Here is a 13407-nt window from a genome sequence, read left to right as displayed (position 1 = left end):
TTCCTTCTTCGATGGTGGAAGATGGGTTACTTGGTCGGCTCCAGCGCGGTGAAGAAGGTGCCGCTGAGTTCGAAGGGCAGGTAGTCCTTGTGGAACTTGGCGAAGTCAGCGACCGGGTCGAGGTCAGCGAACTCCTCTGGGTGAATCCACTTGGCGAATTGCTCGAGCGCGAAGACGTTGTACGGCGAGTCGTAGAACTGGTGGAAGGCGGCGTACAGATCACCCTTCTTCGGCGCGGTCAGGGTGTCAAAACCCGGAGTCTTCAGCAGGCCTTCCAGAGTGCGCTGTGCGGTCTCTGGGGTGGCGGTGTAGCCGAGTTCGACGTGTGGCAGCACTTCCGGCTTCTTCGGATCGAGCGCCCAAGAACCACCGGTGGCGATGATCTTCTCCGGCTGGACGGACAGGACCTTCTCTGCGGTCACGTCGCCCGATTCGGTGTCGAGGAGGCTGTCTCCGAGGTTCTCACCGCCGGCTGCTGTGACAAGGTCACCGAGGTTGGACTTGTTGACGGTCGAGCAGCAATCCTTGAGACCGGCTGCTCGCCAGACGAAGGTCTTTGGCTTGTCTTCGAGCTTGGCGGCACGTTCGGTGATCTCGTTGACGCGCTTTGTGTAGAAGTCGGTGAACTTCTTGGCATTGTCCTGCTCATCGACGATCTGGCCGAGGAGCTCGACGGACTTGGCGGTATTCTCCAGGGGCTTTTGCCGGAAGTCGGTGAATACGTACTTCAGACCTGCCTGATCGAGCTTGGTGAGGAAACCGGACTGCTCCGCGGCCTTCTTGTGGTCAAGGGTCATGACGACCACGTCTGGGTCGTGGGAGATGAGGTTTTCAACTGTGACATCGCCCTTGGCGATATTGCCGATGGTCGGCATGTCTTTCAGCTCGGGGTTCGTCTCGAAAAGCTTGGTTTCAAACGACGGTGCGCCCGAATGCAAATCGCTGCCCATGGCGACAACGTGGTCACCCGGGTTTTCTTGGTCAAGCATCGCGGTGACAAACATGGCGCGGCCTTCACCGAGCACGACTCGTTCTGGCTGCTTGTCGAAGGTCACAGTGCGACCTGCGACATCAGTGACAGTGAGTTCTCCTTTGTTGTCGGCAGCCTCGTTCGACTCTGCGTCCGCACCGCATGCTGTAGCGACGAAGCTCAGCGCTGCACACCCGATTGCGGCCAGAGTTTTGGTCTTTGGCGCGGTTTTAGCCTTGGCGAAAATATTGACTCTCATGCGTTCTTGTTTCTGCCTTATTTATCTCTGCGTAGTTTTTTGGTGTTTAGGGTGCACAAAGAGAAGTGAACAGTCACCCCTTTGCTTTAGGCACGCCTTACCTTACAGCTTGAAACGTAGAGAAAAAAGCGCCCTGCTAGTGGTTGTTTTACTAGCAGGGCGTGGAAGTCTTACTTCCTTTCGAGAACCGACTGGAAGCACCTCAGCATCACTTCGCGGTCTTCATTAGCAAGTGGTGAAATAACTTCCTGGCGAACAGTGTCTACATAATCCGGCGCCGCCTCGGCAAACACGTGCCGACCAACGCCTGTTAAGACAACGACATAATCCGAGTCCGGGTCTTCGCCGTGGTCTTCGGTGTGAATAAATCCGCGCTTTTCCAACCTGTTGGTATGCAGCAGCGCGCGGGGATGGTTCCACTTCAGTCGATCACAAATCTTGTCAACATGCAGAATCCCATCCTCTACCTCATGCAGAGCGATGAGCAGGGTAAAGTCCGCGAACGTCAGCCCGGTTCGAGTGCGTAGGCTTCGCTCGATATTGCGCTCTACCTCGCGAAAAGCAGCTACCATCGACTGCCAAAAGAGCTGTTCATCATCACTCAGCCATTCAAATGAGTTCATACTGCTCTAGGCTAATGGTGAGAGCCTCGTAGCGGAGACAAATGAGAAAACACTCACAAAAAACTTCTGGCTACTCTGCTTTTCCATCGACGGAATCGGTAACCGTAGCATTGGCGGTCTCTGCAATCTTATCGAGCACAGCGGAAATCCCCTGATAGTCGATATTTTCACCGAGCACATCAAACAAAACATGGCGCACAAGCTTCACATGGTTCGGCGCCGCCTTCTCAATCACGGTTCGACCGTGTTCAGTAAGCGTGACATCAATACCACGGTTATCGCAGGCGCAGCGTTCCTTAGTTACTAGCCCGCGTCGCTCCATGCGAGTAATTTGATGCGACATTCGGCTGCGGTCCCATTCCAGGGATTCGCACAGGGTGCGCATGCGCACTACATTGTCTTCAGCCTCGGAGAGAACAACCAGAACCGAAAAATCTGCAGTGGAAATATCGAGAGAATCTTGCAGCTGAAGGTCGATTGACCTGTCAACGGCCCGTTTAGCGTTCAGAATTGAGCGCCATAACCGCTGCTCTTCATCACTTAACCACGGAACATCTTGCATATGTACAGAGCCTACTATCTTGAAACCAAATCCTGAATTTTCATAAACTCCGCTCCCGTCACACGATCAAACCGGGCTTCATCGCACGTCAGGACTAATACCTGCATATCGCGCCCCGCTTTGGCAAGAGCATTATTCATCCGCCGCAAACGGTGTTCGTCTGAATAACCTAATGCATCATCAATAATCACCGGAGCGCCTTGCCCGCCCTCCATGACACCGGCAACGGCCAAGCGCAGCAGAATGTCCAGCTGCTCCTGCGCTCCACCAGATAGCTCATCGACATCGAACTTGCCATCGGCATTGGACCGTGACTCAATCCGCAAGTCCTCATTCATCGTGAACTGAGTTCCCGCACCGAACACACCGCCACCGTACTCTTCGAGCTTGCGGAGCAAGGGGTCAGCCAACGCATTCCGCGATGCCGCGCGTGCCTGTGTCATTACCTCCATGAGAGTCTTGGCGGCAGCTGCACGTCGACGCATTGAATTCCGATCTCGCTGTGTTCGCTCCACTACTCCCTCAGCAGCTGCCAGCTTCTCATTCGCACTGTCGAAATAGTCCAAGTGCACCCGAATCTCTTGCCGACGCTTTTCCAGCTCAGCCAGGCGATTCTCAACTGCATCCCGTCGCTGCTTAGCGCCCGCGAGCGATGCTTCCACGTCGTCGGCATCCCGCTGCGCCAGTTCCTTCTGAGCCGCAGCCAGTTGCTCTTCTGCCGCCTCATAGTCCTTGCCTCGGTTTTCCACCGCAGCAAAGATCTCGGCATCCGAGGCTTTTTCTCGCGTCGCCGTGAGCGAATCTTCGCGGACCTTCAGGACGGACCAAGCCCCTTCAAGCTCGCTGCTGGCCTTCGTATAGTTGGCGTGTGCAGGACGCTTCTCCAGCTTCGACAAGCGCATATCAGCACTGTCGCGCTCCGACTCGGCATCCCTACGCCCCACTGCAGCTTCTTCCAGCCGGGACTTTGCCGATACCAAGTCAATCTCCGTCGGCGCTTCCTCGCCCGCAAGTTCCCGATACCGCTCGCCGTGTACTCGTGCTTCTTCCTTCGCATCATCCAACTCTGCGGTCAACTGGTGATACTCCACACCGTCGGACACCGCAGTTATGGATGTCTCCACCTGGAATTTTGCTTTTTCCGCTTCACGACGTCGTGCGTATGCCTTTTGTGCTTCCGCGACAGAATCAGCGCCTGCCGCCTCAAGCTGTTCCTTGAGCGATATCTCTGCTTTTTCTAGCTTGCGCTGCTGCGAATCTGAGCCGTCTCCGGGCTGGATAGCAACCGTGACGTCGCCAACTTCGATGGCCAACGGCTTAGTAACCGCACGTTGAACTGTCTCAGCCTCCGGAGCTAGCCCCACTTTCTCGCCGTCGACTGTGACCTCCTGCGCACTACTAGCCGAGAGCTGCACACTCGGGCTCGACGCCTCCAGCACAGCGGTGGCTGTTGCAACTTCGCGTTCGCAGGTCAACAGTTTTTCCATTACCTCCTCGGTAACGGAATTCCGAGCAATTACCTCCTTTTGCTCTGCCAATTGCGCGCGGAGCGCATCGAGCTTCTCCACTCGATTCGACAAGGCTTCAACCAAGCCGCGCTTCTCCCCCAATGCGACTTCAGCTGCAGCCAGCTCTTCTGCTTTTCGAACTTCGCGGTACGCGGTCACAACCGCATCGCGATCTTCCTGTGCCTTCTTTAAAGCTGCGACCTCCTTATCGAACGCTTCCTTAAGTTCAGCAACTTTCTTCTCTGTGGCGGAATGCTGATCCCTGGCATCTTGTGCCTGCTGAATGAAGGTTTCGCGCTCTTGCTGAGCCTGTTTAGCTAAGTCGAGCTGCTGCTTCGCCGCTGCAGAGACCTCCTGTGCCTGGGACACGGCAACCCTGAACTTTTCGAGTTCTTCGAGCGCCTGCGCCCAATGCTCGACTTCGTTTTTGGCTTCTGGCAACGATGCCCGCTGCGTGTGTTGGCTTTCTTCATTACGAGCAGCTTCCTCATTGAGCGCTTCGAATTCCCGGACCTTTTTCGCCGCTTCGTCGCGCACCCGCTGGGCTTCCGCCAGCTCCTTGTCTACGTCGGTAAGCTGCTTGCGCTCTTTGCCATTTTTTTGGAAATAGTTGCCGTATTCAGCTTCAACGGCTTCAAACAGACCTACCTCTTCTGCGGTTTCCGCGCGCTGCCCCGATGCCGACTGCAGTGCGCTTGTGACCTGCGCATACCCGCCCAAGGAGAGTGTCTTTTGCGCTTGTCCCTGTTCAGCAACGAAAACCTGCCACAGGTTCTTGGTGTCCGCATTGTGCATTCGGGCGGCCAGCCACTCTTCCGCCTGGTCATCTTTAAGAACCTCGGCTGTCGGAGAGTGGACGGTGACGATTGTGCCGGTGTCCTTGGTGCTACCAAAGACCTTGTCCAGCGTAAATTCGTAGCCGTCAAGCTCCAGCCGGAGCTTAACCTGCGGCTTTTCCTGGCTGGAGTGACTGTTCAGACTAAGCGCTTCGCTTGACCTGGACTTCCATTTTGTCGTCAGCGCAACGTGAATAGCTTTGGCAATTGTCGTCTTACCTGACTCGTTTTCACCGGAAATCACTACCACGCCACGCTCGGCGAGCCCTGTGATTGAGAGTGAATCAATCGCACGTACATTGTGTAATTCGATGTCGTGAAAACGCATGATTTATTCCTTCTCTCCGGCCAGGCGCGCCAGCAAGCGAAGCGCATCGGCTGCTGCGGTGGTTTCAGATTCTGATAGGGGGCTGCCGCTCTCGGTTCGCCCTTTGCTCAAGACCGTTAGTTTTTCTGCAGCTATGAGCGGATAACCGGTGAGATTGAGATTAGAGATATCCCCCTCGGACGGAACCACCGTCAAATCGGAGCCACTTTCCCGGCGATAAAGTGCAGCGAAAAGCTGTTGATACTGCTCAAGTCGATTTTCAAAGGTAGTCGACTCCGACAGTGTCACGGTTCCTCGCAATGAATACTTCACCGCTGTGTCTGTCTTCGCCTCGATACCGTCCAGTTCAGCAAAGAACTCATCGAGGTCTTCCGCACCAGTGATATCCATGTCGATGGCATGAAAAGCCCACTGCCCCACTCGGTGGGAGGCCACGGTAACTGAGTCCTTTTCGGGGCCGCTCTCTACAATGTCGACGACGAGTGCATTGCCGGAATCCCGTTCTTTGTCGTCGTACGCTGTGGTTTCGTGTGCGCCGGAGAAATAAACTCTGCCAGCATGATCGAGTTGGCTCGTGGAGTGGGAATCCCCCAGCGCAACATAGTGCAACGCCCCGCGGTCAATAGCTTGTTCCAAGCTGGTCAGATCAATGGTGGCTCCTGCATCAGCACCAAAGCCTTCTACTTGGCCGTGTGCGACCATCACTCGGATTCCATCGGCGGGCTCAAGCTCCGTGGCTATTTCCGCCACGATGTCGTCTGCCGAATACTTGCCGCGCACTGGCACACCGATGAGTTCCACCCCGTCACGGATTGCAATGGGCGCGCTGTCGCGAATTACGTAAACTCCTCGGTCTTCCAAAGATTCGAAAGCACTACGTCGATAAATGGAAGAAGCATCAAGCGCATCATGGTTGCCGGGTAGGAAATACACCGGCACGGGTAGCTTGGCGATTCGCTCAAGAGCCCGCAAAAACACCTTGTCCGGCAATGTGTTGGAATCGAACACGTCTCCAGCGACGACAATGAACTCAGCGCCTTCGCTAATCGCCAACTCGCCGATGCGATCGATGGCGTTGAGTCGACTTTCGTGGAACCTAGCTTGGGCTTCACCGCCGTCGAGCTCTAGGAACCACCGAGTCATTCCCAGTTGCCAATCTGAGGTGTGAATGAATTTCATGACTAGCGCTCCTTTTGTCCCAGGCTCAGCGATTCCTGCAGATGTTGCCAACAATCTTCCAAATCAGCGACTGCACGAATGGTCTCTCTCGAAATTACGCAGGTTGGCTGCAATGCTTCATGCAGCAAACTGCGGTCGGTAACTGTTAGTGGGTCAATAACCTCGAGCGAAGGAACACTGACTCGTTCCAAATCATTGCCCCAGTAGTCGGCTTCGACAGCGAAAAGCTCGGCAACCTTCTTCTGCTCGTTGTCACCGCTATCTTTTCCACCAGCGTCATTCGACTTCTGGGCGGTTTTATTGGGATTCTCCCGAACCGCGCCACCAAGCCCGAGGCGCTTCGGCGCAGTCCGGTTTCGCAGCTGTGTTAGTTCCTGAAGCCGGCGTTGCAATTCGCGCTGCGGATAATCGCGCAGCTGTAGTAGCGACAGCGGATCGCGGTCGATATCAGCGACAAGTTGAGCGGCAACTGCAACGGTGTGCTTACACACAGGTGCCGGGTCCGGGCAGGTGCATTCGCTGTAAATGTGCTCTTCGCCATCGCACAACAGCATTTCCATCTGCTCATACGGCAACTCGCCGTGCTCAAACTCTGTGAAGGCCGACGGATTGTTCACCAACCACCGCAGTACGTCGTCAGTTTGTTTCTGCTCCCGCCGTGGGAACCGAATAAAGACTGAAAATGGTTCCGGCTGGCTGCCCTGCACTTCACCGATGATGTAGCCATCCGCGATTCGAAGCCCCAGCACATTGCCGTCGAACCTGTACTTCTCACCTCTGTGAACACGACCCGAATCAGCGCCACGGATGATGAACTCCCACACCCACCGGGCAAAAGTAGTACGTGGCTCGACCGCCACGCGCGCTGCGGTTCCACGTCGCTGCTGTCCGGTAAATGCACCAGCCCAGTCCTGGGTGGCCAGGAGCTTTTCAATCGTCGAGCTGGTTGCTGGCGCGCTTCGCGCCGTAGTCCTTTTACGACCACGCTTTCCAGAGGGCCCCTTGCCAAACTCGGCAAAGATGACATTGTCGCCCCATGTCACGTCTCCGTCACCGGCCATCAGTACCACCTCTTCTGGACCCTAAACGGGGTCACATTGTTGGGAATCGAATCGTCATCCGAGATTGTGGAGTCCGATGCCGTGCCCTCCGGGTTCACCCCATCGGTCACCGTCCCACCGGACTTTGACTCCGCTGCGTCCATCGATTCACGCAGTGACTGAATCTTGTCCTTGTCCAATTGCCACAGAGACCGCAAACGGTGAAAGTCCATCTCCGTCAGCTTGGTTTCACCAGCGCGCACAACCGCATCCGCCAATTCTGCCTTCTCGAAAATCAGCTCGTCGATACGCTCTTCAAGCGTTCCCACACTGACCAGCTTGTGCACGTGTACGTCTTTACGCTGACCGATGCGGTAAGAGCGGTCCGTGGCCTGGTTTTCAACTGCTGGATTCCACCACCTGTCAATGTGAATGACGTGGTTGGCGGCAACCAGGTTGATGCCAACACCTGCCGCGAGAGTAGACAGCAAAATGATTGGTGGGCCGTCCGGGGCATTAAACTCTGCCACTACTTTCTCGCGCTGTGCCGGAGTCATTGCCCCTTGGATAAACGGAATGTCCACGCCCAGGCGCTTGCTGAAATGAGGGGCGAGCATCTTGCCGAACTCCACGAACTGCGTGAACACAAGCGCGCGTTCACCGTTTTGGACAATCTCATCGACGAGCTCTTCCAGCCGTGCAACCTTGCCCGAGCGATGCTGCCCATGATTAAGCAGCCCTGAGCCGTCGTGCTGGTAGTGCGCTGGGTGGTTGCAAATCTGCTTCAACTTCATGATGCCGCCGAGGATGATGCTCTTTCGCCCGAAGTTGCCAGAGCGATTCCGCTTCGAGCGCTTGAGCTTGTCCTCGATGTCCTTCACAGCTTCCTGATACAAGAAAGCCTGCTCCGTCGTGAGAGGAACCATCTCCACCTGCTCATTCTTCTTGGGCAGGTCCGGCGCAATAGCTGGATCCGACTTGAGTCGGCGCAGAATAAAAGGTGCTGTAATCGACTGCAATTGCAGTAGCATTTCCGCATTCCCATCACGCTCGATGGGAATCGCAAACTTGTTGCGAAATGCATTCGCCGACCCCAGCATGCCTGGATTACAGAAATCCATGATGGTGCGCAGCTCGCCCAAGTCGTTTTCCACCGGAGTACCAGTCATGGCGATGTTGTGCCGCGAGCCCAGGCTCCGCAGCGCTCTGGATACCTGGGCGTTGGGGTTCTTAATTGCCTGTGCTTCGTCAGCAATCACATGATCCCACTGCACTTGGGCGAGTTCGTTCACATCGCGGGTAGCAACACCATAGGTCGTCACAACAACATCGTGTTTTCCGATAAATTCTTGTAGTTCCCCACCATGAGGGCGGTTTGAACCATGCAGCAGCCCAACCTTAAGCTCTGGAGTGAACTTTGCCGCTTCTGCTGCCCAGTTGCGCAACACACCTGTCGGAACCACCAGCAGCGAAGTCTTGTGCCCTTGAGCCGTAGCATCTGCTTTCCGACGGCAGCGCTCATACTCCAACAGCGCCAGAATTTGCACAGTCTTACCGAGCCCCATGTCATCCGCGAGAATGACACCAAAGCCGCGGTTGGACATATCCGCCAGCCACTCCACACCGCGCTGTTGATACTCCCGCAGCTCACCGACAAAACTCGGTGGCACCTCGACCGACTCTGCGAGGGCCGTGGAACCGTCTGAGTACTTCGACACCAACGCCTTGAGCCAAGAGGGGTCCCTGGGGGCGACTGGCACTGCTGCTGGAGCTTGCGACTCTAAGCCACCGTCGAAGACCAGCTCTTTCAGGGTGGCTTGCCCCTTACCGGTTTCCTCCCCGGCCTTGGTCTGCTCCACCAAGAACTTCAGGGCTTCCCTAGCTACCTCTGGGTTCGCGTGCACCCAATGGTCTCGCAGATGCACTAGCCCCGTACTCGATGCAGCGAGCTCACGCATTTCCGCTTCCGTCAGTACGGCATCCCCCACGGCCAGCTTCCACTCGTAATCAACCAGTTGGTCAAATCCGAGTTTCGGTTCCGAACGGCGCCCAGCAGGCCCCGTCGGATCTAACTGGACGACTTCAGTGTGCAACTGCAGGGTGGTCTCCACTGACTTCCAGTTCGGCGGCAGCATCACATCGATATCAACCTTTGCCAGCTGCGAGATGCCATCAGTCATAAGCTCTATCAGCTGCTCTGAGGTCAGCAGCAGATCCAAGCCCGGGTGTCCCGCTGCTTTCGCATATTTGAGCGTTGGGAATGCCTCCTGTGCCGCCAATAGCTGCGGGCGAAGCAGCGACAGCACGGACCGGCGACACATTTCTGGATTCAGGCGCTCCGGAGCTGCGACGCCGATGCGGTAGTACATCCGCAATGGCCATAGAGTCTCATGTTCCACCGCAGCTGAACGAGGATTGAAGCGAGTTACTGAGCCGCCTTCTTCATCCGCTCGATTCCGCAACTCCAACAGCTGCGGAAGATCCACATCCGGCAAGTCTTCCAGCTGGCCTTCAAAACCAACGGGTTCCTGCACCATTAGCTGGAGGCGAACATTCTCACCATCGGCCGACAGCCTCCACTTTGCCAGTGACTGCGCCACCCCCGGCGTCGCACGCCCCAGGGACTGAGACTGCAACAACGACCGCACGAAACTCTGCCGCTGTTCTGCCGGTTCATCCAGATCGGCCAGAAGCGCGTTGGTGACCCAATGAAACATCCGATTGATGAAATCCTCAGCCACCGTGGCGCCTCCGTTATCAATCAATACCGGTGGTGTACGGGAAATGACCTGACTCTGCCAAGCAATCTCACTCAGCCCCTCCGACATCCGCCACGTCGGCCACCACTCATTGTCTTCCCACGTCAGCGCCACCAATGCCCGCCCAGAGCGTGCGAAAGCATCCAATCCCTGTACAACATCCACAAAGAACCGAAGATCCGGTGCCATCGCCGCCGAGGAAACTTCCTCCTGCAATTGCACCAGTGCCGTCACCGCAGCCCATGGCGGGAACACCCATGTGGGTACCGCTTTCTCTACTGCCCGCCCCTTCGGTGTGCGCAGTTTTAGCGTCAGTTGCGCTCGACTCCCCTGGTCCAGCACTGCAAAAAGCCGACGCTGATGCGCCGGGACTTCCAGCAAATCCACGTCCGCAATAATCCGGTGCCCCTCTGGCCGCTCCACCCATAGGTGAAGACCCGAATCATCTTTCCAGACCGCGTGCAGCAGCAACGGCACCGCTGACTTAGCAACTTGGCCCATTACTTCCTCCCCACTGCTTGCTCAGTCATCACCGTCTAATCACCCGGCGACTTCGCCACCAGATATTTGTTCAATGAAGATTCTGCCACGCACCCCGGATCAGCTTTTCCACCACACCACAACATTAGCACGCATGTTCGAATTATGTATCTTGCAAAAATTACTCCTCCTCTACCCAAATACCCCTTTTCCCAGGTAATTTGTCGCACTTAACCGATTTTTAAAAGCTTTTTCAACGCTTCTTATCTTGCAATGCAGCGCATCACATGAAAACGTCGTATAGGCCACAAGAATTAAAAATGTGTGACTCGTGCAATAGTTCTGCCATGGTTCGCATGTGCCAGTAGGCTCCGCTGACTGTCGAAGATAGTCCGGAAGCTGAAGCTGTGCTGAATCGCGAACCGCAGGTTCCACCGTGGACGTCGGCCACTTTTTGGCTCGATGCTGCCGCGGCGCTGTGAACGTCGTCAAGCAGACTTGATTAAGCGAAATTGAGTTGTGCGCCGAAAATGCTTTTTGGTGCGCTAGGTAGTGCGCGAGTCCGACTGTACGCCTAATAAATAATGAGGAGTTGCCCTGTGGACCAACAAACATGGTTCATCATCGCACTAGTCATTTATCTGCTGTTGATGGTCTACATCGGTTGGACCGGATGGAAAAAGACCGCAGAGTATGACGAATACATGATTGGCGGTCGCGGTCTGCATCCGTTCGTCGCAGCACTGTCAGCGGGTGCATCGGACATGTCCGGCTGGCTGCTGATGGGCCTGCCCGGCGCGATTTACCTTTCAGGCCTGAATCAGACCTGGATTGCAATCGGCCTGGTCGCCGGCGCATGGCTGAACTGGAAGTTCACCGCACCGCGGCTGCGTAGCTACACCAAGATTGCTCGTAACTCGATTACCGTGCCGTCGTTCCTGGAGAACCGTCTGCACGATTCGTCGAAGGTACTGCGCGTTGCCGCTGGCCTGATTATTCTGCTGTTCTTCACCTTCTACGTCTCCTCGGGCATGGTCGCAGGTGGGCGCTACTGGGAGTCGACGTTCGGTGGCAACTACCTCGTCGGCATGCTGCTGGTTGCGGGGATTACTGTCGCTTACACTCTTTTCGGCGGCTTTCTTGCTGTCTCCTACACGGACGCGGTGCAGGGCATCATCATGTTCATTGCGCTGCTGACGGTTCCGACTGTCGGCATTATCTACCTGATTAACAACGGCAACTCCTTCTCGGACATCTTCAGCTTTGCTGCTAACAACCCGTACCCGGGCAGCGAGGGACAGCCGGTTGAGACCTTCTTCGATCCGTTCGCTGGTATTCCGCTAATTACGATTATCGGTCTGCTCGGCTGGGGTCTGGGCTACTTTGGCCAGCCGCATATTATCGTTCGCTTCATGGCTCTGCGCAGTGCAAAGGACGCAACTGAGGGGCGCCGCTGGGGCGTTGGCTGGCAGGCACTGTGCATGCTCGGCTCGGTCCTCGTGGCCCTGACCGCAACTGTTTTCTTCGCTACGAACCCAGATGCTTCGGTCACTGATGCGTCTTCCTACGAGACCATCTTCCTGGACATGACCCGCATCCTGTTCCACCCGCTGATTGCAGGCCTGATTCTGACTGCAGTGCTGGCAGCAATCATGTCCACCATTTCTTCGCAGCTGCTGGTGTCTTCCTCCGCGCTGATCGAGGACCTGTTCAAGGCAACGGTCAACAAGTCCCTGCGTCCGAAGACCTACATGACGCTCTCCCGCGTCGCCGTCGCGCTGATCGCCATCATCGCCGCAATCATCGCTGCTAACCCGAACAGCTCCATTCTGGATCTGGTTGGCTTCGCATGGGCTGGCTTCGGCTCGGCATTCGGCCCGGTGCTGCTGGCCGCCCTCTACTGGTCGCGTCTGAACACCCCTGGTGCTGCTGCCGGCATGATCACCGGTGCGGTTGTCTCCTTCGCATGGGGCATGAGCTCGCTCAGCGACACTCTCTACGAGATCGTCCCGGGCTTCGCCGCTGCAACTGTCGTGATGATCATTGTCACGCTGCTTACCAAGGAGCCGAACGAGAAAATCAAGGAAGAGTTCGACCACGCAGCAAAGCAGGCTCTGGTCTAACGCTTTGATCTAGGCTTGGCCTCCGCTAGCCCCGCAGGCTAGCCCCGGCGCATACCTACAAGGGAACCGAAAAAGTATTTTTCGCGCCCAACTAGGTATGCGCCCTTTTTTATTTGCCATCCTGGCCGCCGCCCTGACTGCCGCCTTTGTCTCATCCTTTGCGCTTACGCGAGTTCTCGTCACCTCCTCCCCCGCGGGCTCGGAGACGGAAGCCGTCGTCAAGCAACTGCGCACCGTGCGCGTCGTCGCCGACCGCCCCACCGTCACCGGATACAAACGCGAGCGCTTCGACGTCTGGGCAGGTTCTGCCGATTGCAATACACGCCATAAAGTGTTGGCGGCGTGGTTCGGGGGCTCTGCGTGTTCGCTTGACGACGGCTCCCCGCGCGAAATCCCCGACCCTTACACGGGTGACCCAGTTGGTGCGCATGAGGTCGATATCGACCACATTTATCCGTTGGCAGCGGCGTGGGATTTCGGAGCCTACGCATGGGATTCCGAGAGGCGTCGGCAATTTGCCAACGATATCGAGACCAACCTCGTACCCACGCGAAGCGCGGTCAACCGGGATAAAGGAGATGCCAGCCCGGCCGAATGGCTTCCTGAGGATACGAAGGCGTGTGACTATTCGCATCGTTACTTAGCGGTGGCCATTAAATGGGACCTGCCCGTATCGTCGGCAGACTGGAAGGCGATGGCCACTGCGTGTGGAATCCGCGCGAGGAAAGGCACGAAATAGA

9 protein-coding genes are annotated in these 13407 nt (G+C 56.3%); 2 read left to right on the top strand and 7 right to left on the bottom strand.

The annotated features are described in order from the left end of the window. Positions 1-26 precede the first annotated feature (26 nt). From QP982_RS01370 to QP982_RS01340, 7 genes are all read right to left on the bottom strand, one after another. Entirely contained in the window at positions 27-1229 is a 1203-nt protein-coding gene (locus tag QP982_RS01370) for an ABC transporter substrate-binding protein (RefSeq protein WP_070429338.1), read from the bottom strand. 170 nt (positions 1230-1399) lie between these two features. Beyond that, the gene (locus QP982_RS01365; protein WP_070437896.1) at positions 1400-1852 is read right to left on the bottom strand and encodes a MarR family winged helix-turn-helix transcriptional regulator; all 453 of its coding nucleotides are present in this window, start codon (positions 1850-1852) and stop codon (positions 1400-1402) included. 70 nt (positions 1853-1922) lie between these two features. Beyond that, the gene (locus tag QP982_RS01360; protein ID WP_070437900.1) at positions 1923-2414 is read right to left on the bottom strand and encodes a MarR family winged helix-turn-helix transcriptional regulator; all 492 of its coding nucleotides are present in this window, start codon (positions 2412-2414) and stop codon (positions 1923-1925) included. A gap of 14 nt (positions 2415-2428) precedes the next feature. Beyond that, positions 2429-5086: an ATP-binding protein gene (locus tag QP982_RS01355; protein ID WP_070605105.1), complete on the bottom strand. Its 2658-nt coding sequence runs from the start codon at positions 5084-5086 to the stop codon at positions 2429-2431. Positions 5087-5089: 3 nt separating this feature from the next. After that, positions 5090-6265 (bottom strand): metallophosphoesterase family protein, encoded by a 1176-nt coding sequence (locus tag QP982_RS01350; protein ID WP_070652904.1) that lies wholly within the window; start codon positions 6263-6265, stop codon positions 5090-5092. 2 nt (positions 6266-6267) lie between these two features. Beyond that, on the bottom strand, positions 6268-7326 hold the full coding sequence (locus tag QP982_RS01345) for a hypothetical protein (RefSeq protein WP_070429342.1): 1059 nt from the start codon (positions 7324-7326) through the stop codon (positions 6268-6270). Further along, positions 7326-10565: a DEAD/DEAH box helicase gene (locus QP982_RS01340; RefSeq protein WP_284870104.1), complete on the bottom strand. Its 3240-nt coding sequence runs from the start codon at positions 10563-10565 to the stop codon at positions 7326-7328. Before QP982_RS01340 ends, QP982_RS01345 begins: the two co-directional genes overlap by 1 nt. Before the next feature lie 578 nt (positions 10566-11143). Here QP982_RS01340 and putP point away from each other — a divergent pair. Both putP and QP982_RS01330 read left to right on the top strand, forming a co-directional pair. Further along, the gene (gene putP, locus QP982_RS01335) at positions 11144-12667 is read left to right on the top strand and encodes a sodium/proline symporter PutP (RefSeq protein ID WP_070429344.1); all 1524 of its coding nucleotides are present in this window, start codon (positions 11144-11146) and stop codon (positions 12665-12667) included. A gap of 97 nt (positions 12668-12764) precedes the next feature. Beyond that, a complete protein-coding gene (locus QP982_RS01330) occupies positions 12765-13406 on the top strand; it encodes an HNH endonuclease family protein (RefSeq protein WP_070429345.1) in 642 nt (213 codons plus the stop codon). Position 13407 lies beyond the last annotated feature (1 nt).

Origin of the sequence: Corynebacterium sp. MSK019, assembly GCF_030232425.1 — a bacterium.
Lineage (GTDB): Bacteria > Actinomycetota > Actinomycetes > Mycobacteriales > Mycobacteriaceae > Corynebacterium > Corynebacterium jeikeium_D.
This window is presented reverse-complemented; position numbering and strand designations above follow the sequence as displayed.